This is a genomic window from Chryseobacterium formosum (assembly GCF_026460885.1).
Taxonomy (GTDB): Bacteria; Bacteroidota; Bacteroidia; order Flavobacteriales; family Weeksellaceae; genus Chryseobacterium; species Chryseobacterium formosus.
This window is the reverse complement of the sequence record NZ_JAOVZW010000001.1, coordinates 34,859-57,803: the sequence shown is the minus strand read 5'-3', so window position 1 is coordinate 57,803 and position 22,945 is coordinate 34,859. Positions and strand designations below refer to the sequence as shown.

Below are 22,945 nucleotides of genomic sequence, written 5' to 3'. Positions count from 1 at the left end.
GTAGAGAATCTACAGAAATAATTTAATATTTTAAACTAAAAAAAACCGATGTTCTAGGCATCGGTTTATTGAAAATTTGATTATGAATGACAGCTATCTGTCTTTTTTATTTGTTGACTTTGTATCTTTTATCCGGAGTTCCGTCTTTCTTCAGCTTTTGGTTTTCTTTATATCTTTTGTCTGGAGTTCCGTCTTTTTTAAGTTTTTGTGCAGGTTTTGCAGCAGTTGGTTCTGCAGCTTTTACTGGTTTTACAGTTTTAGTAACCGTGGTTTTTGTTGCCGGAGCAACTTGTTGAGCAGTTGCAAATCCTAATCCTAAAACGATTGACATTGCAGTGAGAAATTTTTTCATTTGTTTAATTTTTTTACTAAAGTAAATTTAGGAAAAAACTGATTGCAAATTTATTTTTATTAAATCTTAACTAAATTTTATCACTTCTTAAATTGAAATTAATTCCAGAAAAATAAAAAAGCCCGCCTCCAAAATTTGGAAACGGACAAACATATGAATGAATAGTCGTTAAATTATCTTGTACAGTTGGCTCTCCATGTTTTGCCATCCACTGTATAAATCATTTTTAATTCGTTATTGTCAATTCTTACATACACTAATGCATTAGAATTTACCATAACTAAAGTATTGTCGCCTTGTTTTTGAAATTCCAGACCGTTTAATTCAGGAATTCCGTTTGAAAACCTGAAATTGTATTTGGTTCCACTTGCTATTTTAGTTACGAATACTTCACCGTTGTCTGTAGAAATATTGTTGTCACTGTCTGTATAAGAAACACTTCCTTTATAAGTTCCAGCGAAAAAATCATTGTCTGCAGGATCGTCATCGTCTCTACACGACGAAAGTGAAAAGGCGGTAAATAGAAGTACGAAAACTCCTAAAATTTTGAATACATTTTTCATAATATTTTATTTTTTGGTTTATTTAGAATTGAATTTCCAAAGATTGTGCCCAAATTGAAATTGCGAATTATTTTAACTTTTTTTAAGCTTTTTTGTTTAAAAATTAAGAAAAATAGATTTTTGGGTTGAAATTTGATTTGTCTGGCTGAAAGAATTTAAAAATAAAAAATAACGTATCTTTGACCTAATCAAACGGTTTCGGGTAACTCTCGAAATCGCTTTTGTCGTTTATATCTATATTATTTATGCAGTTAAAAAATATCAGCGAAAAGTTTCTCCCGGATCTGCTTAAAAAAGAATTTGGAAAAGAAATTTTTGCACAAATAGATACTCAATCGCATCTTTCGGTAAGGGGAAGTGCGGGTTCTTCGGCTTCGGTTTTCGCTGCCGAACTTTTTCTTACACACAAAAAAACTTTGCTTTTTCTTGTTGATGATAAAGAAGAAGCATTGTATGCAAATAGTGAAATGGAAGATTTGCTTGGAAAAGAAAATGTGCTTTATTTTCCTGCAACACATTTGGAGCCTTATCAGGTTGAAAAAACTCAGAACGCCAATTTGGTTTTGCGAACTGAAGTTTTAAATAAAATAAATTCAGAAAAATCACCGAAAGTCATTGTTGCTTACATTGGAGCATTGTCTGAAAAAGTTTTAAGAAAGGAAGATTTTACAGCGATTTCTCACAACATAAATACCGGCGATCAGTTAGATTTTGATTTTGTGGATGAATTGCTGAATCATTATCAGTTTAATCAAACCGATTTTGTTTCTGAACCGGGCGAATTTTCCGTTCGTGGTGGAATTGTCGACGTTTTTTCTTATTCCAACGAAAAACCTTATCGAATTACGTTCTTTGGAAATGAAGTTGAGAATATTAAAACTTTTGACATCGAAACTCAGCTTTCTATTGATAAAGTAGACGGATTTCAATTGGTTTCGAATATGAATTTTTCGGTTTCGGGAACAAGAGTTTCTTTCCTTGAAATTTTACCGAAAGATAGTTTTGTTATTTCCAAAAACGGAATTGTCGGTTTGCAGAAACTGAGAAGTTTTTATGAGAAATCTTTAGAAAAATATGATGGTTTAAGCAAAGATATTGCTCACAGAACTCCGCAGGAATTATTTATTTCGGATGAAGAGTTTCTTTTCGACTATAAAAAATTCAAAACGATTGATTTTAGCAGTGTTGGTATTGAAAGTACAAAATCTGTTGAGGTAAAATTAAATCAAACTGCTCAACCGTCTTTTCATAAAAATTTCCAACTGCTTATTGAAGATTTGCAGGAAAAAAAAGAAGAGGGTTTTGAAATCTGGATTTCGTTTTCTACGGATAAACAAAAAGATAGACTCGAATCTATTTTTGAAGAATTGGGACATCAGATTTCTTTTAAAAGCTTTAAATCTGAATTGCATGAAGGTTTTGTAGATTCGGATCATAAAATTTTGGTTTATACCGATCATCAGATTTTCGACCGTTACCAAAGATATAAAGCCAAAAATGCTTTTGCAAAATCTGAACAGTTAACGCTGAAAGATTTAATGTCTTTAAAAGTAGGAGATTTTATAGCTCACATCGATCATGGAATCGGAAAATTCATGGGATTGGTAAAAGTCAATAATGACGGAAAAATTCAGGAATGTTTTAAATTGACGTATAAAAATGGTGATTTATTATATGTAAGTATTCATTCACTTCATAAAATTTCAAAATACAATGGTCCCGACGGAAAAGAAATAGTCTTAAGCAAACTTGGTTCTCCAGCCTGGAAATCTTTAAAGCAGAAAACCAAAGCGAGAGTAAAACAGATTGCTTTTGATTTGATTAAATTATATGCGGAAAGAAAAACCGCAAAAGGGTTTCAATATTCGCCCGACTCTTATCTTCAAAATGAATTGGAAGCAAGTTTTGCTTATGAAGACACTCCAGATCAGGAAAAAGCCACTCTTGATGTGAAAAAAGACATGGAAGATGAAGGCGTGATGGATCGTTTGATTTGTGGTGACGTAGGTTTCGGAAAAACGGAAGTTGCGATTCGTGCAGCTTTTAAAGCCGCCACAGATGGTAAACAAGTTGCGATTTTGGTTCCGACTACAATTTTGGCTTTCCAACATTATAGAAGTTTCAAAGAAAGATTGAAAGATTTTCCGGTAAATATTTCTTACTTAAACCGTTTCAGAACTGCAAAACAAAAATCTGAAACTTTAAAAGGATTGGAAGATGGAAAAATGGATATCGTTATTGGTACGCATCAATTGGCTTCAGATAAAGTGAAATTTAAAAATTTAGGCTTATTAATTATTGATGAAGAACACAAGTTTGGAGTTTCTGTAAAAGATAAGCTCAAAACAATGAAAACCAATGTTGATACTTTAACATTGACGGCGACACCGATTCCGAGAACTTTACAGTTTTCTTTAATGGCTGCACGAGATCTTTCGGTCATCAAAACGCCACCGCCAAACAGACAACCAGTGGAAACACAGATTGTAGGTTTTGATGAAGAAATTATTCGTGATGCGGTTTCTTATGAATTGCAGCGTGACGGACAGGTTTATTTCATCAATAACAGAATTGAAAATTTAAAAGATATTGCCGGATTGATTCAAAGATTGGTTCCTGATGCAAGAGTTATTACCGCGCATGGACAAATGGAAGGAAAGCAAATGGAGCAGAATGTTTTGGATTTTATGGATGGAAAATACGATGTTTTGGTGGCAACCACGATTATTGAAAGTGGGGTAGATGTTCCCAATGCGAATACGATTTTCATTAATGATGCGCAACGTTTCGGAATGGCAGATCTTCACCAAATGAGGGGGAGAGTCGGGCGAAGCAACAGGAAAGCATTTTGTTACCTGATTACGCCCCCTTTTGATATGATGACCTCCGATGCAAGAAAGAGACTGGAAGCGATCGAACAGTTTTCAGATTTGGGAAGCGGTTTTCAGATCGCGATGAAAGATTTGGAAATTCGTGGAGCCGGAGATTTATTGGGTGGTGAACAAAGCGGATTTATTAATGAAATGGGCTTTGAAACGTATCAGAAAATGATGCAGGAAGCGCTGGAAGAATTGAAAGACGATGAAAATTTTGAAAATCTTTTCGAAAATGAAGAAGACCGAAACAAGCTTTTCAAATCGGTGAAAGAAGTAAATATTGATACTGATTTGGAATTGATGCTTCCCGACTCTTATGTTTCGAGTACTGAAGAAAGATTATTGCTTTACCAAAAATTAGCTGAAATTGATAACGAGAAAGATTTAACCAAATTTGAAGCTGAATTGAAAGACCGTTTCGGAACTTTGCCGAATGAAGTTATCAATCTATTGAAAAGTGTTGCTTTAAAGTGGCTTGCCGCAGACATTGGTTTTGAAAAAATCGTCATGAAAAACGGAATTTTCTTAGGATATTTTCCGGGTAATCCGCAAGATAAGTTTTATCAGACCGATAAATTCAGACATATTATATCTTATTTAACTCAAAATCCTGCACAAGCTCAATTGAAAGAAAAAGTAGGAAAAGACGGAAATAATCTGATGATGCGAAAAGATAAAGTGAAAAATGTAGATGAGGTAAATGTTTTATTGAAATCTATTTTAGGAATTTAGTTTAATCAAAAATAAATTGTAAAATATCTGAAACTTTAAGTTTTGGATATTTTTTTGTTAAAATTTTAAAATAAATCCAACGGTATTGAAAATAAATTATATTTGTGTGATTAAAAAAAAACTAAAACTTTATGAACAGAAACAAATTTATTACCGGAGTAGGAGCTCTACTTCTTGGTTTTATGTTCTCTTGCGATAATACTACCGCAGATCCTATTAATAATACTGTAAACAATAATGGTAATACTGGAAGTGGAGGAGCAAGCGCACCGTCGATTACCGGACCACGAATTTTACATAAAATAAATGTAAATAATGTCACCAATCAGGAATATGTAACTACCGGAAATGTTCTTGAAAAAGCAATCTTCAAAGAAGCAAGCGAGCCAAATTCTTTCTTGGTGGGAACAGTTACTTATACCTCAGGAAAAATTACAAAAGTGAAGTTTGCGCAGGAAGTCAACGGGGCTGTTCCGACTGGTAGCATGACGTATACTTATAATGTTACTTATGATTCAGGTGGGAAAATCAATTATACAACTTGTGAAACAATGTTGGGAACAATGCCAAATTTGAGTAGTGAATACACATACACCTACGATGGAGCGGGCAAAATGACGAAAATTGTTGAAAAGAAAAAATCAGGAAGTACTTACACACATTTTACCAATTACACTATTACAAATACAGGAGATAATATAACAAAGTTAGTCACAGAATCAGGAATCACCAACTCAGCAGGTGTTCCAGATATGTCGACTGCGATGGCAGGATATAATTATAATTTTACTACTTATGATGATAAAATAAATCCTTACAGTACTTTACCTAAAACATTCTTTGTAATGTGGAGTTTACTTCATCCTAATAACTTTTCTTCATTATCAGCAAATAATCTTAAGACTTTTAGCATTGTATATCCTGCTCCGGCTCCATCAATTCCGGGAACTTATACTTATCTGTATGATACTCAAAATTATCCGGTTTCAGATCAGACGCAAAGTCAAAAGTATATTTATAAGGCGTTATAAAGATATTTTTATTATTAGTTTTGCTAGAATATCAATAATTATATGATTTTTATACAAAAAAAAATTATATTTGTGAAAAATTAAATAATCCCATTAGATTATGAAAAGACTTTTTTATTTTGTTGTGCTAATTGCAGGTCTATCTTCTATACATTCTTGTAAAGATTTGACTGATGAAGAAGGAAATCCTCTTTTGGATTTGAACCAAAATACTGGTTTGATTGGGCCTAGAGCTTTATCAAGAGAAATAACAGATGTGGGAACAATTGCAGAATATGAATACAATGGCTTACTACTTTCTAGAGTTAAAAAGCCGAAAAATACTGTAATAAATGTAGAATGGAGTGGAGATAAAATCAGTAAAATTACATTTAATGGATTTTTAGATTCTGATGGAGACGGTGTTTTAGATACCGACAGTACTTCTTATACTCAACAATATACTTACGGGAATTTAAGCAGACTTACTTTGATTTCTGAAAACAGAACAGTCTACAGAAGAGCTGCACCAGTTCCTCCGGCTACTGTTGGTGTATATGCGGTTTTTGCAAAAACCAAAGCGCTTCACAATCTTACATACAGTGCTACTACAGGTAAAATGGTAACGATTGATTCAAAATGGGGTGCAGATATTCCTAGTTTTGTTTACACAGATTATTCTAAAGCTTCTTACAGTTATTCAGGTGATAATGTTTCGGAAGTTTTGAAAAATATAGGGACTTATACAGGAGGTGTAGCTAATGCTCCAACTCAAAAGTATGGTTTTGCGTTTACAAATTATGATTCTCAGATAAATGGTTATACATTATTACCATTTGCATACAAGGTTTCATTACTTATCTCTACGAAGGTAAATGACAACAGAGCTTTGATTATGTCTCCAAATAATCCTAAAAGAATGGCTATAACAGATTTGGTTCCGTCAATTCCGGTTACAGTTCCTTTCACTACTGATTATAGATATGATCCTCAAACTTATGTTACTCAAGGTTTTAAAGTTAATTACTTCTACAAACCTTTGTAAAAAATAAAATTCTTTAAGAATATTTAAAACTCAATCCTTTTCGGGTTGAGTTTTTTATTTCAGAACCCTTAATTTTGCAAAAAATTTCTCATGAAATATTTAATTGTCGGTCTTGGTAATAAAGGCCCAGAATACGAAAATACACGTCACAATATAGGTTTTAAAGTTGCTGAAAAAATCGCAGAAACTTTAGAATCATCATTCAACACAACAAACTTCGGTTGGATGGCAGAAGGAAAATATAAAGGAAGAAAGGTATTGGTTTTAAAACCGGATACGTATATGAATCTCTCAGGAAATGCGGTAAAATACTGGATGCAGAAAGAAAATATTCCTTTGGAAAATGTAATGATTGTTACAGATGATCTTGCTTTGCCTTTCGGAACTTTAAGAATGAAAATGAAAGGCTCTGATGCAGGTCATAATGGTTTGAAAAACATTCATGAAGTTTTGCAGACTCAAAATTATGCAAGATTACGTTTTGGGATTTCGGCTGAATTTTCAGAAGGAAGACAGGTTGATTATGTTTTAGGAACTTGGAATGAAGAAGAAAATGAAAAACTGCCCGAAAGAATAGAAAAATTTGCAAAAGCTTGTTTGTCTTTTGTTTTTGCAGGAATTGGCAATACGATGTCTGCTTTTAATGGTAAATAAAAATCGGGCAGAAAACAAATTCTGCCCGATTTATTTATAAAGATAAGTTAATTATAACCAAGTTACAACGCCGGTTTCAACGTCATAATTAGCTCCTACGATTTTAATTTTACCTTCTTCTTCAAGTCGCTTTAAAGTAGAACTTTGCTTACGAATATCATCAATTGCATTCTTTACATTGTGCTGATTTAGCCTTTCTAAAAGATCTGCATTCGCTGAAGAACGCTCTTCACCTTCATTGATAATCGTTTTAATAATTGGGTCGAAATGATCAATTAAATGGTTTAGGTTATCCATTCCCATACCTTCGATTTTTGCAGCGTCTAATCCGCCTTTTAGAGCTCCACATTTTGTGTGACCTAAAACAACAACCAATTTAGAACCAGCTACATTACAACCGAATTCCATGGAACCCAAAATATCCTGATTCACAAAATTTCCCGCAATTCTGATACTAAAAACATCTCCCAATCCCTGATCAAAGATTAATTCTGCAGAAGTACGGCTGTCAATACAGCTCAAAACTACTGCAAAAGGCCATTGCCCTTCACGAGTTGCATTTACCTGCTCCAAAAGATCTCTGTTTGCTTTTAAGTTTCCTACAAATCTTTGGTTTCCTTCCTTTAAAAATTGTAATGCTTTTTCAGGAGTAATCGTAGACTGAGTTTCTGATGTATGTGCTTTCATATGAATTTATTTATTTTTTGAATTATTATTTAAAATTAAAGTTAAAAAATTTATTTGAGCTTACATAGCTCGTTTATGGGTAATGACGATGTGAGAATCTTCATCGGTTTCGTAATCTTTATACGAAGTTTTGAAGCCTAATAGTTCCACATTAATGTCTTCTTCTTTTGCTCGGATGTTGGCAAAATCCTGGATCATTTCCAATACATCTGTTGCGATATATGATGTTCCTCTCGCATCAATCGTTACCGTAGAGTTTGATTTAATGTTTTTCAATGTCTTTTTAATAGCAGCTTTATTTAAGAAAGATACTTCCTCTGCCAATTTTATTGTAATTCCGTCTGCGTCACTTAGTTTTTCACGGCTTAAATAGTATGCACGCTTCATATTTCCCTGTAAAATATAGAAAACTGAAATCGCCAAACCAATTCCTACACCTTTCAGCAAATCTGTTAACACTACAGCGATAACTGTTGCCAGAAATGGGATAAACTGAAATTTTCCTAAATGCCAGAAATGTTTGAATGTTGCTGGCTTTGCCAATTTATATCCTACCAAAAGTAATACAGCAGCGAGTGTTGCAAAAGGTATTAGATTTAAAATAACTGGAATTGATAATACACAAATCAACAATAAAAATCCATGAATAATTGTCGATATTTTTGACGTTGCTCCTGCATTGGCATTCGCTGAACTTCTTACAACTACTGATGTCATTGGTAATCCTCCAATAAATGAACTGATTAAATTTCCGATTCCCTGAGCTTTTAGTTCTAAATTAGTATCAGTAATTCTTCTCTGAACATCCAAACGATCTGAAGCCTCAATACAGAGTAGTGTTTCAATAGAAGCAACTACAGCAATGGTTGTACCTGTAAGCCAAACTTTCCAGCTTAAAAAACCTGAAAAATCTGGAAGTGTAATATAGTTGCTAAAATCATCAAGACTTTGAGGAACAGGCAAAGAAACTAAATGCTCTTTACCGATTGCCAAAGAACTTCCTGATAATTTGAATAATTCATTCAATAAAATTCCAACTACAACGGCAACTAAAGCTCCTGGAAGCATTTTCATTCTTTTTAAAACTGGAATTTTGTCCCAGGCTAAAAGTAAAGCAATTGAAACAACGGTTACAATGACTGCTCCTGGATGGATTGCTCCTAAAAGTTCTGAAAAGTAATTGAAATTTAATCCTTTATCAAAAATAGACTCGTGACCTTCATAATCTTTATCAAAACCTAATGCGTGCGGAATTTGTTTTAAAATGATAATAATTCCGATCGCGGCAAGCATTCCTTCAATTACATTATTAGGGAAATAATTGGAAATACTTCCAGCTCTTACAAAACCTAAAAATAACTGAATAAGACCAGCAATAATACCTGCACAAAGGAATAGCTCAAAAGCTCCGAGATCGGTAATCGCCGTTAAAACAATGGCCGTAAGACCTGCAGCAGGCCCTGAAACCGAAATGTTTGAATTACTGATTGCGCCGATAACCAAACCTCCCACAATACCTGCGATAACGCCGGATAATGGTGGTGCACCAGATGCTAAAGCAATTCCTAAACATAAAGGAAGTGCAACTAAAAATACAACGAGGCCTGAAGGGAAATTCTCCTTAATTCCTCCAAATAATGAATTTGTTTTTTTCATGACAGCGAAAAATACTTAGTGTAACCGATTGATTTTTAATGAAATCTTCGGTAATAAAAATTGGAAATTAATTTAAAATGGACATCTATTCAACATCAAATCTGATATGAATATTTGTTAATATATATAAATTAAGCTTCCGGAGGTGGAGAAAATATGGTAAGAAATGGTGAAAGATGACAGGAATCATCAATCAGCACAAAAGAGCTGTGCTCGAGATCAGGCTCGAAAAACTTCAGAAAATCATGTACGTTTAAAGTCTTTGGCAAAGTCTTTTCATAAACGGTAAATGATGAATAATGAGAATGAGTTTCTTCTTCGTTTAAAATTACATTAGTTCTCTGTAATTTCCACCCGCAAATTGCAGCGATGCTCGGCAAGGCTGTAAAGTTGATGATAAACAGTAATGTAATGATACTCCAGAATTTCATTTTCACTCAAATTTTTAGAAAGATTATTCCGTCTTTCTGCTCATGACCCAATCAGAGCTTGTAAGATTGTAAATCTTTTGAATGTCTTTTAAGATTTCCTCAAAATCAATATCCAGATCTATAATTTTACCCGTTCTAAGGTCAAAAACCCAGCCGTGAACAACAGGATATTCTTCTAAGATATATCGTTCCTGTACACAAGCCATTTTAATTACGTTAATACATTGCTCCTGAACATTTAGTTCTACAAGCCTGTCATAACGTTTGCTCTCATCATCGATAGAATCTAATTCTGCTTGATGCAATCTATAAACATCACGAATGTTTCTCAACCAAGGATTTAAAAGTCCTAAATCTTGAGGCGTCATTGCTGCTTTTACACCACCGCAATTGTAATGTCCACAAACAATAATGTGTTTTACTTTTAAATGTTCTACTGCATATTGTATCACTGCAGTGGAACTCATATCTAAAGTATTAACAACATTGGCGATGTTTCTGTGAACAAAAACTTCACCCGGTTTGGCTCCCATTAGCTCTTCTGCCGTTGCTCTACTGTCTGAACATCCTATGTAAAGATACTCAGGGTTTTGAGTTTTGGCAAGATCTTCAAAGAAATGCGGATTGTCTGCAACCTTAGATTCTACCCATTTTCTGTTGTTTTCGAAAATAACTTCGTACGAATTCTTCATCAATTAAAATTTTAAAGATTATAATTATTTATTTCGTTTAAATTATTTTCAAATTCAATAGACTGAATCAATAATTATACAAATGTATTAATTTTAGCTAATTTACAAACCTTTTTAACAAAATTTAATAATTTTGCATCACAATAAAAACGATGAAAAACATTATTACCCGACTTCTACCCAATCTTGATACTGCTGATTTTAGTAAAGACTTTCAAAACTTAGAAATAGACAGTATTGATTTGGTTTCTCTTCGTGTTGAAATTGAGACCAAATTAGGCAGAATGATTCCCAATAAAGAATGGCTTGCTTTCAAAAATCTGAATGATGTTTTAGATTATGCAGAAGAACAGGATGCTTCACAAATAAATAATTTTCAGACACAAAATATTGCATTTCAAAAAGAGGAACAAAATATAAATATGCCTCAAATGTGTCTTGAAGCTTTATCTGAAAACTGGCTTTTTAAAGAATCGGGAAGTCTGCATTGGGATTTACTCTGCAAAGGTCTAGATTCTTCATCGGCCGATCTTAAGGATGACGTTGGAAACCGACTTTATGCCACTTTTGTAAGAATAAGAATTACTGGTAATACAAATCTGAGTGATTTTCGGGAAAATGATCCTTTTGCTTTTAAAACAGAAATTTCAAGATATGGAATGGGAATGTTTTTCAGTAAAATAAACTTTGACTCTAATGATAATAATCTTCTTATCGAAATGATGACCAGTTTTTCGATAAGAAAATCTACAGGTGACAATAAAAGCCTTGCCAAAAGTCAGCCTGCAGTTGAGTTTTGCAGCATTCCGCAAACTTCAGAATTCCCTGTTTTCGGAAATGAGTATAGGTTGATTAAAAAAGAAGAATTGAAGACTTTCTTTTACAAAAATTATGTATTCAATATTACTGAAGATGAGATTTTTAGATATGAATATTCCTTAAATCCTTATTATGATCTCAATGGAGTAGGGCTTTTATACTTTGCCTCTTATCCGGTTATCAATGATTTTTGTGAGCTTCAGTATTTTAATAAAATTCAAGAAATAGATCACGAGGAAAATTATTTTACGCTTTTCCGAGATATTATGTATTACGCAAACTGCGATAAGAATGATAAAATTGTTTATATTCTAAATTCTGTAGAGCAGCTTCAGGATAATAAAGTGAAAACAATCAGTTCTTTTTACAGAAAATCTGATCAAAAATTAATGGCAAGAATTTTCACTGTAAAACAGAGAAAAAATTAAACTTTATTGTTGATGTAATCTTCAGTTGCGTTTGCAATATTAAAGATTCTACAAGGATTTCCGATTACCAAAGAATTACTCGGTACATCTTCCGAAAGATAAGTGTTTGGAGCGATAATTACGTTATCTCCAATCGTGATTCCGCCTGCAATAACTGCATTGGGACCAACCCAAACTTCATCGCCTAATTTTGGGGTGCCTTTTTGTTTTCCACGATTAGATTGTGCGATGCTTACGCCTTGTGCAATATTGCAGTTTTTTCCGATGATCACTTTCGGATTAATGGCAACCATTCCCCAATGTCCCAAATAAAAACCTTCGCCAATTTTGGTTTCAGGATAGATTTGAAACCCGTATTTAATTTGAAAATGTCTTAATACAAGTCTCCAAAAAAGTCCTAAAAAAGGCGTTTCTTGATGTTTTTGGCTTTTTCTTAAAACATAAACGTAATGAAGATTGGGATTAAAGCATTTTAGCCAGATTTGAAAAGTGGTCAACCATTTTCCGCTTTCTCTGAAAAAATCTTTTTGTATAATAGAGTAATTTTCTGCCATAGGACAAATTTATAAAATGTGTTTTTAGTTTTAAAATTTATAACTCATCTAAAACTGAAGTTATTTTTTCAACAGAATTTTTGAGATTAAAAGGAATTGTGTAGTTTTTTAAATTTTCAGAATATTCTTCAAAATCTTGAGGTTGTAGTAGCGCTTTTTTCATTCCCGAATATATTCCTTCTTCAGAATTTTCGATAATTAATCCAAGTTCGCCATTATTCAGCATTTCATTAACTCCGGAAACTTCTGTCGCAATAATTTTCTTTTTTAAAGTAATAGCTTCAAACAAAACTGTCGGAAAACCTTCATATCTCGAACTTAAAATATAAAAGTCAGCATTTTTAAAATAGGGATAAGGATTGTCTGTAAAGCCTAACATTGCTGCAGTTTCATCAACATTCAACTCAGATTTTAGCTTTTTAATATTTTCAAAATCTAAACCATTTCCAATGATTAAAATTTTATGAAATAAACCTTCATCAATCAATCTTTTATGAATATTCAAAAGTCTATCAAAGCCTTTTTGTGGAAAAATTGTCCCTACAGAAATAAAAGTCGGAATGGTTTGGTCAAATTGATAATTGACAACTGGTTTTTCTGCCTTTGTTAAGATTTCTTCAGTATCTAAAGGATTGTAAATCTTAATGATTTTTTGCTTCTGATTTTCATTTTCGGCCAAATCAAAGAATAATTTCTCAATTTTTTCTGAAATCACCATGACTTTGTCAAATTTGAAAAATTTTTTAATTTCATCTGAAGAATATCCTTTTACTTGCGAAAGATCATTGTGAATCCAAACTATTTTTTTTGAAGATTTCAACGGAGAATTTAAAATTTCATCTCGCATTCCGTGAATTGCAGCGAATTCAATGTCGTATTTTTTACCTTTCAGTTTTCTTTTATAAAGAAGATTTGGGAACTTTTTTAATGATTTCTGATAAAAAACTCTTGCCGCTTTTTTCGGAATATCCTGAATTCTATTAGTGGTAATCATTTCACCTTTATTCAGAAAAATAATAGTAATCCACTTCGGAATTTCATCTAAATATTTCCCTGAATATAAATTTAAAAGTAAATCAATTTCATACTTATCTTCCGGAAGATTTTTTAGAAAAGTCGTCAAAACTTTTTCCGCACCACCATGACGAAGTGAGCCAATACGAATGAGGATTTTCTTTTTTTGTGGCATTTATTTTTTTACAGGTTTGTAAGTATGAGGTAAATGTTTTTTTATATATTCTTCCAATTGTTGACGATCAGATTCTAATTCACGAGGATAATTGATATTGTTTCGTAAGAGTTTATCACCGTAATCTTCTATTGTGCAAATAAATTTAGCGGGAACACCTGCGTATACAGTGTTGTCTGGAATAGAGCTGCTTATAAGGCTTAATGAACCAACGATGCAGTTGTTTCCTATTGAAATTCCGGGCATTATAATAGTACTTTTACCAACAAAAGTATTATTGCCAATTTTTATTCTTCCAAAAAAACGTCCGTCTGCAAATTTTTCTATTTTTTTTGTAACTCTCGCATCACCACCATGGTTGATAAACGAGACATTTTCAGCAATAGTTACGTCATCTCCTATTTCAACTAAAAAAGGTTCTGATCCGAAATTCGGGATTCCCTCAATATACAGATTTTTCCCAACCCGCAAACCTTTCCTTTTGGCTGTCTCGAGAGTTGCTTTTTTTAAAAGGTTTTTAATTATTACATTAACCTTTATTATAAGTCTATAGAAATATATCATATTTATGATTTTACTAAATTCTCAATAAGATTTTCTACTGAATCGAATATTATTTGATTGTCAAACTGTTTTTCTATATCTGTCAAATTTTGTTTTATACTTTCAACAAATTCAGGCTCGGTAATGAATTTTTTCATAGCGCCATACATTTCTTCTGTATCATAATTGATGAGATATCCAGTTTTTTCCTGAATAATCATCTCGGGTATTCCACCCACATTTGTCGAAATTATAGGTTTTTGAAGAATAAGGCAGTCTGCAATTATCAAAGGCCAGCTTTCGGATTCTGAAGGTAAAATGAAAAAATCTGCATTTTTCACGTACGGATAAGGGTTGAGTAGAGAGCCTAAGAACTCAAAACTTTTTGTAACTCCTAAAGTTTCTGCTTGCTTTTTTAGATTTTCTCTTTCATCACCATCGCCAATTACAACAATGTGATGATCAAAGCCGTCATTTAATAACTTTGCATGTGCGTCCATTAGTTTATGAAATCCTTTACGACTGTGAAGTCTTGCCACCGATACAAAAACAGGTTTTTCTGGAAAATTTGGTTTGAAGTTATTAGCTTTTTCTTTTATTTCTTCAATTGGGATGGCATTTTTTACAACTTTATTTTGAGGTATTTTAAGATTTGGATAGGTTTCAATCAAAATATCTTTTGTCTGTTGCGATCCAAAAATAAAATAATCAAACTGAGGAATTTGCTTTAATATTTCAGGGACTAAAGGTTGTAGCTTTGGAAGAGTGATGTCAGAATGAAACCAACCAATTTTCTTTGACTTTTTATTAGTTGAATTTAATACGGAAGAAAATGCCGCATAAGTAGGAGCTATTTCTACATCGTAGTTTTCATTTAAAATTCTTTGAGCGATTTGAGGAGTTTTTTGTGCTTTTTTAAGTTTGAGATTTCTTTTGATTAACTGGATGTTTTTTATGATCTTCCATTTTGATAAATCTTCTTTTCCTTTCGTAATAAATGCTTTTCTAACGTGATTTGGAAATTCATTTCGAAGATCACCCTGATTGATATTTAAACAAATAGTCATGTCAAATTTTTCTTTGTTAAGATTATTCAACATGCTTAGAATCACTTTTTCAACACCACCCATTTCCATAGAGCGATGCCTGAAAAGAACCTTTATTTTTTTTTCATTCATTACCCAAATAGTTTCTGTAAAATTACGAGAATTTTTTTCTTAATTCTGAAAGGAATTTTATTCTGATACTCCAGTATATCAAAAATTTCCTGTGTGTTTTCATAGCTTTCAGGAATTGGTTTGCCATTGATGTGCGAAATGTTTCTTCGTTTCATGGCTTCCCAAATCGAACGGGCATAATATTCATAAGATTTTTGCTTATTATCATTTTGCGAAATTCCTCCCGAATGTGCTCGATATAAATAGTCGGTTTGATCAATAAAATGCACTTTTCCTACTTCATACATTTTAAAATATAAATCTTGGTCTTCTGCGATTTTAAGTTCGGGATTGATTTTGTTGGTTTTATTCAAATAAACATCTCTTCTGAAAGCTACAAAAGGAGCAATCTGAATAGGAAAATTAAAAAACACTTTACTTCCGTTCGGGACCTGCATTGCAGATTTAAATTCATTTAAAATGTTAAGATTTTCGTCACATTTTGCCAACCTGGAATATGTAAGAACAATGTTTTTATTTTTTTTGAAAACTTCTACGGGACTTTTTAATGCATTAGGTTTTATAACGTCATCAGGATCAAGATATCCGCAAAAATCTCCGGTTGCAAGTTCTATTAATTTTGATTTCGTAACTCCAACCCCATAATTTGCGTCGTTTTCATATAATTTAAACCTTTCGTCATTGCCAATTATATTTTTGATAATCTCTACCGAATCATCTGTGGAACAATCATCAATGATAACAACCTCCCAGTTTTTATATTCCTGTGCTAGTATAGATTCATAGCAATCTTTGAAAAATTTGCCATTGTTGTAGTTGGCAACGAGAACAGAAAACTTCATCATGGTTTTTGTTAATAAATTTTTCACAAATATAATTATTCTTAAAAATAATAAATCAGATAAAAATCTTATTTTTGTAACAATTAAAACAAACACATTGAGCGAAATAACAAGAGTTCTTAAGACTTTTATAGGTTATCTTAAAAGGCCGGATCTTTATCCAGAATTAGGAAGGAAAATCATCAAAAATATTTTTAACAGAAACAGTGCTTTTAAAGGTAAGGAAAAAACGAATCTTTGGGCTTCTCAAGTTGCTGTAAGTCAAGAAAATGCGATAAGTGAATTGTTTGATCTAGATTTTCAGCTTTTTTCAGAAAAATATCCTCAGGAATTTCAGAAAGCTTTAGAGAAGCAAAATAATTGCCCAATAAAAATGGGAGGTGCAGGAGCTTTGGAACTTTTATATAGCGCATGTGAATTTACTCAGGCAAAAAATGTTATTGAAACAGGTGTTGCCTATGGATGGAGTTCGTTTGCTACTCTTACTTCTTTGCAAAAAAGAAACGGAACTTTATACAGTTCAGATATGCCATATTTAGGTCAAAATGGTGATCAATATGTTGGTTGTATCGTGCCTGACGATTTAAAAACAAACTGGAAACTTTTTCGTCATGCTGATCGAGAATCTTTACCGAAAATTTTAAAGGAAAGCGGTGAGATTGATGTTATTCATTATGATTCTGATAAGTCTTATGAAGGAATGAGATGGGCTTATGAAACACTTTATCCACGATTACGAAAAGGGGGTGTATTTATTTCAGACGATATTAATGACAATTCTGCCTTTCAGGATTTTTGTGAATATGAAATGATTATTCCTACTGTGGTAGAATATGAAGGGAAATATATAGGAGTTTTCATCAAATAATAAGTTTCATGCACAGTACATTTTCAGAATTAAAAAAGTTTGCAAAATCGCAAAATGAAAATTGTAAAAAAATAAAGATAGCTTTATTGGGCGATACAGCCACCCAGTTTTTAAATTTAGCACTAAAAGGTAGCGGTGTTAAAGAAAATTTTAATTTTGATATTTTTGAAGCTGATTTTGGGCAAATTTCTCGTCAGATTCTTGATCCTACTTCAGAATATTATGAATTTGATGCTGATTATACCATTATTTTTGAGTCATCTCATAAATTACTAAATCAATACTACAAATCTTACGACAGTCAATTAAATTTTGCTCAAAATAAAATCAATTATGTAGATGAATTGTATGAAACAATTCAGAACAGAACAAAAAGTAGACTGATTTACACTAATTTTTCTGGAATTAATAATCAGGTTTTTGGAAATTTTTCGAATAAGGTAGAATCTTCGTTTGTTTTCCAACAAAATAAGCTCAATTATCTGCTTTCAGAATTAGCATTAAAGAAAAATAATCTTTTTATAGCTGATTTGGTTTCAATACAAAATAAATGGGGAAGAGATTTTATGTTTTCTCCAAATATTTATATCAATACCGAGATGGTGTTGTCTTTGGATGCTTTGCCAATTGTTGCTCATCATATTACGAGCATAATTTCTTCCATTGAAGGTAAATTTAAAAAGTGTTTAATTTTAGACCTCGACAATACAACTTGGGGTGGGATTATTGGTGATGACGGACTAGAAAAAATCCAAATTGGAAGTTTGGGAATTGGAAAAGCTTTTTCTGAATTTCAATATTGGGTAAAAGCACTTCAAAAAAGGGGTGTTATTTTGGCAGTTTGCAGCAAAAACGATGAAGATAAAGCAAAAGAACCGTTTGAAAAACATCCCGATATGGTTTTAAAAATGGATGATATTGCTGTTTTTGTTGCTAATTGGGATAATAAAGCAGATAATATCAGAAAAATTCAAAGCATTTTAAATATAGGCTTTGACTCTATGGTTTTTTTAGATGATAATCCTTTCGAACGAAATCTTGTACGAGAAAATCTTCCGGATGTTTGTGTTCCCGAATTACCGGAAGATCCTGCAGAATATTTAGAATATTTATACGGATTAAATCTTTTTGAAACAGCGAGTGTGTCTGAAAATGATGCTGAAAGAACCAAACAATATCAAATTGAAGCACAGAGAACTATTGCCTTGGAAAGTTTTACAAATGTAGAAGATTTTCTTAAAAGCATGAATATGGTTTCTGATGTGCAGCCTTTCAATAATTTCTCAAAACCAAGAGTTTCTCAGCTTACACAGCGTTCTAATCAATTTAATTTGAGAACTGTAAGATATACAGAACAGGAAGTAGAAAATTTAATGACTTCGGATCGTCATTATACGATTTCTTTTACACTAGAAGACAAATATGGTGACAACGGATTAATCTGCGTAGTTGTTTTGGAAAAGAATGACTCTGAAACACTTTTTATCAATACTTGGTTGATGAGTTGCCGTGTTTTAAAAAGAGGTATGGAAGATTTTACGTTAAATACAATTGTAAATACCGCCAAAAAGGAAGGGTTTAAATACATTGTAGGAGAATATATTCCGACTTCTAAAAATCAAATGGTAAAAGATCATTATGAAAAACTAGGATTTATAGAAAAGGAAGGGAAATGGATTCTGAATGTAGAAGCTTATATTGATAATAACGTTTATATCAACTGTAAATGAAAAAATCTTTACAAAGTATCAAAAAAGATTTTGTTTTAGAAATTTTTTTGTTGCTGGTATTTTCAGTTTTTTGTTGGTTTTTTTTCTCCTTATCAAGAGATTCTTATGATTATGTAAATCTTGCAAATGGTATCAAAGATGGTAAGCTTTATTTTTCTAACGGAGAATACAGTACCATGTGGCCTTTAGGATATCCAATATTCATTGCATTTAGTTCCGTTTTTGGCATACCTTTTAAAATTTCTCTTTTCATTATTAATCTAGTACTGTTTATCATATCTTATAAACTGCTGGCGAAAATAATTGAAGGTAACCATAGTGATACGATAGCAATTTTGGTTTTAATGATTTTTCATGGAATTTATACCACGGCTATTTCAGAACCACTTTTTATATGTTTGATTATTGCGTTATTATATGTTGTTAAGAACTTTAGCTATAGTCTAAAAGATTGTATACTTTTAACTTTGCTATTTTGGTTTTTAGTAGAAACTAAACATGCCGGAATATTTATGATTCCTTTCTGTTTTTTGTATCTAAATGGTTTTAAAATAGATAAGAAAACATTTTTTCTACTTCTTACAACAGCTCTGCTTTTAACGGTACTTTTTTTAAGATTTTATTATATCGGAACTATTACCGGTGAGAATAGAACACCTAATTCTGATAGTTTAATAAGTGTGGTCAATAGATCTTTTGATATCAGTCATTATTTTGAATTTAAAAGGAAATATCATCCATATTTTTTTATAGTTTTATTTTTATTACTTGGAACTTTTGCTTTTTATATTAAAAATTATAAAAAACATCCACATTTTCTGTTATTTGTTTTTTTGCTTGCCATTTTTTATTATTGTTATATGGTTTTGCTAAGATATAGGACTTTTTTCTCAGGGCTTGAACCCCGATTTATGGCGCCCTATGTTTTGTTTAGTATGATTTTTATTTTATCAGTTTTTCAAAAAGCTAAAAAATATTTTGTCATTCTTTCTGTTATTCTTTTTGGAATAACGATGTATGTTAATATTAAATATAAATTTGAAAGCAATTTCTCGAATGATATATTTAAGTTTGCTTCTTTTAAAGGTAAAGAAAAAGTTAAAAATATTGTTGTTGACATCAAATCTTCCGAGGTGGTAGCAAACATGCTTTATAGTTATGATAAAACAATTATAAAAGACGAGCTGAGAACGGTATATTTAAAAAATAATAATAAAGATTCTCTATATTACGGTAACGGAAGTATTTTTATAATTAGAAAAAATTCAGATACAGTACAAATTATAGATTTAACACTTAATAAAAATTTTAAAAACAGATAGAATGGAAATTATTGGAAAATTAACAGAGATTTTTCGTGAAGAATTAGATAATGATGAAATCATTATCACTGAAGATACAACTGCAGATGATATCGAAGAATGGGATTCTCTTTCTCATATTCAGTTAATTGTGGCAATAGAGAAAGCATTTAAAATACGTTTTACTTCTTCAGAAATCCAAAGCTGGAATAATGTAGGAGAGATGATTGATTGTATTTTGAAAAAGTAATGGTACTTCAGCTAAATCAGAAATTTCAACATCAATTTCAGGTTGATGACAAAATTTATAACGGCTTTATTTCTGTTTTTGAAGATAAAAATGCATTGCATACGAATGAAGAATTTGCCCAAAATAAAGGCTTCAAGTCTAAAGTAATGCATGGCAATATTCTGAACGGCTTTCTGTCTTTTTTTATTGGTGAACTTTTACCAACGGAAAATGTGATGATTCTTTCTCAGAATATTAATTTTAAAAACCCTGTTTATCTGAATGATATTTTGAATTTTGAAGCCATTATTGAAGAGCAATCTGAAGCGGTGTATGTAAATATATTTAAATTTAAATTTATCAATAACGAAAATAAAATCGTAGCTACAGGCAGAATACAAATAAAAGAATTAACGTGAACAGAGTAATTTTAACGGGCGGATCATCCGGAATCGGAAAAGCAATTAACTTATTTCTTCTGGAAAAGGGGTATGAAGTATTGTTTACATATTTTAATTCCGGAGAATCTGCGAAGGAAATAGAATCTCAGTACAACAATGCAAAAGCATATCAGATAGATTTTAAATCGTCATCTGAAATAGACAGGTTTTCTGCTGAAATTGAAGATTTTTCACCCGATATTCTCATTAATAATTACTACAACGGAAGTTTTATAGATACATATTTTCATAAAACCGAGACCGAAAAATTTTTAAATGATTTTAAAAATAACATTATTCCTACACTACAAATTACTCAAGAATGTATAGCAATTTTTCGAAAAAAGAAGTTTGGAAGAATAATTAATATTCTTAGTTCATCTCTGAATTCTCCGGCAATGGGAACGTCTGTCTATAATTCAAATAAAGCTTATTTGCAACAAATGAGTAAAAGTTGGGCGATAGAAAATGTGAAATTTGGAATTACCTGTAACTCTATTTCGCCTTCATTTATTCCTACAGACTTTCATAAAAACATGGACGAAAGAATGAAAGAAAATATACTTTCGAGATATCCACTTAAAGAAAATCTGGAAAGTAAGGATATTTCAAATGTCATCGATCTTTGTATAAACGGAGGAAAACATTTTAACGGGAATCATATTTTTTTAGATGCTTCATATTATTAAATTGAATTTTTAAACACAAATAATGCAATTTACCTCTATTGCTTTTACCCTTTTTTTTGCCACAGTTTTCGGGCTTTACTGGTTCTTTCAGAAAAACATGAAACTGCAAAATATTCTGCTCCTGTTATCAAGCTACGTCTTTTACTGTTTTGGTGATTGGAGATTTTTAATATTGCTTATCGGAAGCTCAGCGATTGCCTATTTTTTAGGAATTAAAATTGATGAACATGAAGGTAATAAAAAGAAATTTTATGTGAATATTGGCTTAGTATTAGCAATAGGAACATTATTTTACTTTAAATATTTTAATTTTTTTATTGATTCTTTTGCAGAATTATTAGGAATTAAAAATACCTTGACTTTAAATATAGCTTTACCATTAGGAATCAGTTTTTATACATTCAGAATGATAAGCTATTTTCTTGATATTAAGAATAAAAAGCTTAAGCCAGAAACTGATGCTTTGGTATTTTTTAATTATATCGCATTCTTTCCGAGCATGATTTCGGGACCTATTGACAGAGGACGTTTATTATTTCCTCAGTTGAAGAATACAAGAGTTTTTACTTACGAAAATGGAGCGGATGCGGCGAGACAAATTTTGTACGGAGCTTTTAAGAAACTTGTTGTTGCTAATAGTATCACTCCTATTACTCAGGAAATATTTCAGAATTATCATCATCTTTCGGGAAGTACGGTTGCTTTTGGAGCGATTTTATTCCTTTTCGAAATCTATGCAGATTTTTCGGGTTATTCTGATATGGCGATTGGCTTTGCAAGATTATTAGGTTTTAAAATTACCAAGAACTTTGCTTTCCCGCTTTTTGCCCAGAATATTGCTGAATATTGGAGAAAATGGCATATTTCGCTTACTTCATGGTTGACAGATTATGTTTTTACACCTTTGGTTATTCAGTTCAGAGATTATGAAAAGAAAGGTCTTATTGCTGCTATTATTTTAAATTTTGTATTAATTGGAGCGTGGCACGGTCCGAGATATACTTTTGTTCTTTTTGGGCTTCTTCATGGGCTTTATTACATACCTTTAATTCTCACAAATAAACTTAATAAAAAGAAGAAATTTTTAAAGTCGGTTCCAACTTTTCAGGAATTGGGAAACATCTTACTGACGATGATGATGGTTTGTTTTGCATTTATTTTATTTGCTGCACCAAATCTTACAGATGCGGCGGGAATGTATGGACGAATTTTCAGTCTTTCATTATTCTCAATTCCGCAGTTTATTAAAGTAAAGATTTTAGGATTTATTTTTATTTTGATTCTCATTGATTGGATTAATAAAGATAAAGAACATGGCTTGGAAATAAGTAGATTCAATCCTTTTCTAAGAAATTTGTTGTATGTGTTTCTGATTTTTATGATCATGTATTTTGGTATGTTTGGTAACAGTAACTTTATTTATGAACAATTTTAAGT

Annotated in this window: 23 protein-coding genes; 12 read left to right on the top strand and 11 right to left on the bottom strand. The window is 31.7% G+C overall.

The features are described 5' to 3' along the window. Positions 1 to 106 precede the first annotated feature (106 nt). Together OF897_RS00280 and OF897_RS00275 are read right to left on the bottom strand one after the other, a co-directional pair. Positions 107 to 352 (bottom strand): hypothetical protein, encoded by a 246-nt coding sequence (locus OF897_RS00280; RefSeq protein ID WP_267263690.1) that lies wholly within the window; start codon positions 350 to 352, stop codon positions 107 to 109. 173 nt (positions 353 to 525) lie between these two features. Next, positions 526 to 915, bottom strand: coding sequence for a hypothetical protein (locus OF897_RS00275; RefSeq protein ID WP_267263689.1), 390 nt, complete (start codon positions 913 to 915; stop codon positions 526 to 528). A gap of 245 nt (positions 916 to 1,160) precedes the next feature. Between OF897_RS00275 and mfd the strand changes: the two genes are divergently transcribed. From mfd to pth, 4 genes are all read left to right on the top strand, one after another. Then, positions 1,161 to 4,523 carry a transcription-repair coupling factor gene (mfd, locus tag OF897_RS00270; RefSeq protein ID WP_267263688.1) on the top strand — a complete coding sequence of 1,121 codons (3,363 nt, stop codon included), beginning with the start codon at positions 1,161 to 1,163 and terminating at the stop codon, positions 4,521 to 4,523. A gap of 131 nt (positions 4,524 to 4,654) precedes the next feature. Continuing rightward, positions 4,655 to 5,554, top strand: a complete 900-nt coding sequence (locus tag OF897_RS00265) for a hypothetical protein (protein WP_267263687.1) — start codon at positions 4,655 to 4,657, stop codon at positions 5,552 to 5,554. A gap of 100 nt (positions 5,555 to 5,654) precedes the next feature. Beyond that, positions 5,655 to 6,578 (top strand): hypothetical protein, encoded by a 924-nt coding sequence (locus OF897_RS00260; RefSeq protein ID WP_267263686.1) that lies wholly within the window; start codon positions 5,655 to 5,657, stop codon positions 6,576 to 6,578. Between the two features lie 90 nt (positions 6,579 to 6,668). Then, entirely contained in the window at positions 6,669 to 7,232 is a 564-nt protein-coding gene (gene pth, locus OF897_RS00255; RefSeq protein ID WP_267263685.1) for an aminoacyl-tRNA hydrolase, read from the top strand. Between the two features lie 51 nt (positions 7,233 to 7,283). On the opposite strand, the gene OF897_RS00250 is transcribed toward pth, so the two are convergent. The 4 genes from OF897_RS00250 to OF897_RS00235 form a co-directional block, all read right to left on the bottom strand. Next, positions 7,284 to 7,919 (bottom strand): carbonic anhydrase family protein, encoded by a 636-nt coding sequence (locus tag OF897_RS00250; protein ID WP_267263684.1) that lies wholly within the window; start codon positions 7,917 to 7,919, stop codon positions 7,284 to 7,286. A gap of 60 nt (positions 7,920 to 7,979) precedes the next feature. Next, positions 7,980 to 9,575: a SulP family inorganic anion transporter gene (locus OF897_RS00245; protein WP_267263683.1), complete on the bottom strand. Its 1,596-nt coding sequence runs from the start codon at positions 9,573 to 9,575 to the stop codon at positions 7,980 to 7,982. Positions 9,576 to 9,706: 131 nt separating this feature from the next. Continuing rightward, entirely contained in the window at positions 9,707 to 10,006 is a 300-nt protein-coding gene (locus OF897_RS00240) for a hypothetical protein (RefSeq protein WP_267263682.1), read from the bottom strand. A 23-nt stretch (positions 10,007 to 10,029) separates the two neighbouring features. Continuing rightward, the gene (locus tag OF897_RS00235) at positions 10,030 to 10,698 is read right to left on the bottom strand and encodes a carbonic anhydrase (protein ID WP_267263681.1); all 669 of its coding nucleotides are present in this window, start codon (positions 10,696 to 10,698) and stop codon (positions 10,030 to 10,032) included. A gap of 152 nt (positions 10,699 to 10,850) precedes the next feature. On the opposite strand from OF897_RS00235, the gene OF897_RS00230 reads away from it, so the two are divergent. Continuing rightward, positions 10,851 to 11,945, top strand: coding sequence for a Pnap_2097 family protein (locus tag OF897_RS00230; protein ID WP_267263680.1), 1,095 nt, complete (start codon positions 10,851 to 10,853; stop codon positions 11,943 to 11,945). On the opposite strand, the gene OF897_RS00225 is transcribed toward OF897_RS00230, so the two are convergent. The 5 genes from OF897_RS00225 to OF897_RS00205 are packed head-to-tail and all read right to left on the bottom strand — an operon-like array spanning position 11,942 to position 16,254. Next, positions 11,942 to 12,499, bottom strand: coding sequence for a serine acetyltransferase (locus OF897_RS00225; RefSeq protein ID WP_267263679.1), 558 nt, complete (start codon positions 12,497 to 12,499; stop codon positions 11,942 to 11,944). The two genes, OF897_RS00230 and OF897_RS00225, sit on opposite strands and share 4 nt — an antisense overlap. Before the next feature lie 37 nt (positions 12,500 to 12,536). After that, positions 12,537 to 13,688: a glycosyltransferase gene (locus OF897_RS00220; RefSeq protein WP_267263678.1), complete on the bottom strand. Its 1,152-nt coding sequence runs from the start codon at positions 13,686 to 13,688 to the stop codon at positions 12,537 to 12,539. Continuing rightward, complete coding sequence (locus OF897_RS00215; protein ID WP_267263677.1) at positions 13,689 to 14,252, bottom strand: DapH/DapD/GlmU-related protein; 564 nt, start codon at positions 14,250 to 14,252, stop codon at positions 13,689 to 13,691. Positions 14,253 to 14,254: 2 nt separating this feature from the next. After that, positions 14,255 to 15,409, bottom strand: coding sequence for a glycosyltransferase (locus OF897_RS00210; protein ID WP_267263676.1), 1,155 nt, complete (start codon positions 15,407 to 15,409; stop codon positions 14,255 to 14,257). Beyond that, entirely contained in the window at positions 15,409 to 16,254 is an 846-nt protein-coding gene (locus OF897_RS00205; protein WP_267263675.1) for a glycosyltransferase family 2 protein, read from the bottom strand. Before OF897_RS00205 ends, OF897_RS00210 begins: the two co-directional genes overlap by 1 nt. A gap of 94 nt (positions 16,255 to 16,348) precedes the next feature. Between OF897_RS00205 and OF897_RS00200 the strand changes: the two genes are divergently transcribed. From OF897_RS00200 to OF897_RS00170, 7 genes are all read left to right on the top strand, one after another. Beyond that, positions 16,349 to 17,119, top strand: a complete 771-nt coding sequence (locus tag OF897_RS00200) for a class I SAM-dependent methyltransferase (protein WP_267263674.1) — start codon at positions 16,349 to 16,351, stop codon at positions 17,117 to 17,119. A gap of 8 nt (positions 17,120 to 17,127) precedes the next feature. Then, entirely contained in the window at positions 17,128 to 18,849 is a 1,722-nt protein-coding gene (locus tag OF897_RS00195) for an HAD-IIIC family phosphatase (RefSeq protein WP_267263673.1), read from the top strand. Beyond that, complete coding sequence (locus OF897_RS00190) at positions 18,846 to 20,171, top strand: hypothetical protein (RefSeq protein WP_267263672.1); 1,326 nt, start codon at positions 18,846 to 18,848, stop codon at positions 20,169 to 20,171. The genes OF897_RS00195 and OF897_RS00190 overlap by 4 nt, the downstream gene beginning before the upstream one ends. Position 20,172: 1 nt before the next feature. Next, positions 20,173 to 20,400 (top strand): acyl carrier protein, encoded by a 228-nt coding sequence (locus OF897_RS00185; RefSeq protein WP_267263671.1) that lies wholly within the window; start codon positions 20,173 to 20,175, stop codon positions 20,398 to 20,400. Continuing rightward, complete coding sequence (locus tag OF897_RS00180; RefSeq protein WP_267263670.1) at positions 20,400 to 20,798, top strand: MaoC/PaaZ C-terminal domain-containing protein; 399 nt, start codon at positions 20,400 to 20,402, stop codon at positions 20,796 to 20,798. The genes OF897_RS00185 and OF897_RS00180 overlap by 1 nt, the downstream gene beginning before the upstream one ends. Further along, positions 20,795 to 21,508, top strand: coding sequence for an SDR family oxidoreductase (locus tag OF897_RS00175; RefSeq protein WP_267263669.1), 714 nt, complete (start codon positions 20,795 to 20,797; stop codon positions 21,506 to 21,508). The genes OF897_RS00180 and OF897_RS00175 overlap by 4 nt, the downstream gene beginning before the upstream one ends. Before the next feature lie 97 nt (positions 21,509 to 21,605). Beyond that, a complete protein-coding gene (locus OF897_RS00170; RefSeq protein ID WP_267263668.1) occupies positions 21,606 to 22,943 on the top strand; it encodes an MBOAT family O-acyltransferase in 1,338 nt (445 codons plus the stop codon). Positions 22,944 to 22,945 lie beyond the last annotated feature (2 nt).

What these genes read in the sequence shown, in the direction of transcription:
- OF897_RS00235 (WP_267263681.1), bottom strand. Translation starts at nt 10,698, where the DNA reads ATGAAGAATTCGTACGAAGTTATTTTCGAAAACAACAGAAAATGGGTA.
- OF897_RS00225 (WP_267263679.1), bottom strand. Translation starts at nt 12,499, where the DNA reads ATGGCAGAAAATTACTCTATTATACAAAAAGATTTTTTCAGAGAAAGC.
- OF897_RS00240 (WP_267263682.1), bottom strand. Translation starts at nt 10,006, where the DNA reads ATGAAATTCTGGAGTATCATTACATTACTGTTTATCATCAACTTTACA.
- OF897_RS00220 (WP_267263678.1), bottom strand. Translation starts at nt 13,688, where the DNA reads ATGCCACAAAAAAAGAAAATCCTCATTCGTATTGGCTCACTTCGTCAT.
- OF897_RS00230 (WP_267263680.1), top strand. Translation starts at nt 10,851, where the DNA reads ATGAAAAACATTATTACCCGACTTCTACCCAATCTTGATACTGCTGAT.
- mfd (WP_267263688.1), top strand. Translation starts at nt 1,161, where the DNA reads ATGCAGTTAAAAAATATCAGCGAAAAGTTTCTCCCGGATCTGCTTAAA.
- OF897_RS00215 (WP_267263677.1), bottom strand. Translation starts at nt 14,252, where the DNA reads ATGATATATTTCTATAGACTTATAATAAAGGTTAATGTAATAATTAAA.
- OF897_RS00170 (WP_267263668.1), top strand. Translation starts at nt 21,606, where the DNA reads ATGAAACTGCAAAATATTCTGCTCCTGTTATCAAGCTACGTCTTTTAC.
- pth (WP_267263685.1), top strand. Translation starts at nt 6,669, where the DNA reads ATGAAATATTTAATTGTCGGTCTTGGTAATAAAGGCCCAGAATACGAA.
- OF897_RS00260 (WP_267263686.1), top strand. Translation starts at nt 5,655, where the DNA reads ATGAAAAGACTTTTTTATTTTGTTGTGCTAATTGCAGGTCTATCTTCT.
- OF897_RS00185 (WP_267263671.1), top strand. Translation starts at nt 20,173, where the DNA reads ATGGAAATTATTGGAAAATTAACAGAGATTTTTCGTGAAGAATTAGAT.
- OF897_RS00275 (WP_267263689.1), bottom strand. Translation starts at nt 915, where the DNA reads ATGAAAAATGTATTCAAAATTTTAGGAGTTTTCGTACTTCTATTTACC.
- OF897_RS00205 (WP_267263675.1), bottom strand. Translation starts at nt 16,254, where the DNA reads ATGATGAAGTTTTCTGTTCTCGTTGCCAACTACAACAATGGCAAATTT.
- OF897_RS00180 (WP_267263670.1), top strand. Translation starts at nt 20,400, where the DNA reads ATGGTACTTCAGCTAAATCAGAAATTTCAACATCAATTTCAGGTTGAT.
- OF897_RS00210 (WP_267263676.1), bottom strand. Translation starts at nt 15,409, where the DNA reads ATGAATGAAAAAAAAATAAAGGTTCTTTTCAGGCATCGCTCTATGGAA.
- OF897_RS00190 (WP_267263672.1), top strand. Translation starts at nt 18,846, where the DNA reads ATGAAAAAATCTTTACAAAGTATCAAAAAAGATTTTGTTTTAGAAATT.
- OF897_RS00250 (WP_267263684.1), bottom strand. Translation starts at nt 7,919, where the DNA reads ATGAAAGCACATACATCAGAAACTCAGTCTACGATTACTCCTGAAAAA.
- OF897_RS00280 (WP_267263690.1), bottom strand. Translation starts at nt 352, where the DNA reads ATGAAAAAATTTCTCACTGCAATGTCAATCGTTTTAGGATTAGGATTT.
- OF897_RS00265 (WP_267263687.1), top strand. Translation starts at nt 4,655, where the DNA reads ATGAACAGAAACAAATTTATTACCGGAGTAGGAGCTCTACTTCTTGGT.
- OF897_RS00245 (WP_267263683.1), bottom strand. Translation starts at nt 9,575, where the DNA reads ATGAAAAAAACAAATTCATTATTTGGAGGAATTAAGGAGAATTTCCCT.
- OF897_RS00195 (WP_267263673.1), top strand. Translation starts at nt 17,128, where the DNA reads ATGCACAGTACATTTTCAGAATTAAAAAAGTTTGCAAAATCGCAAAAT.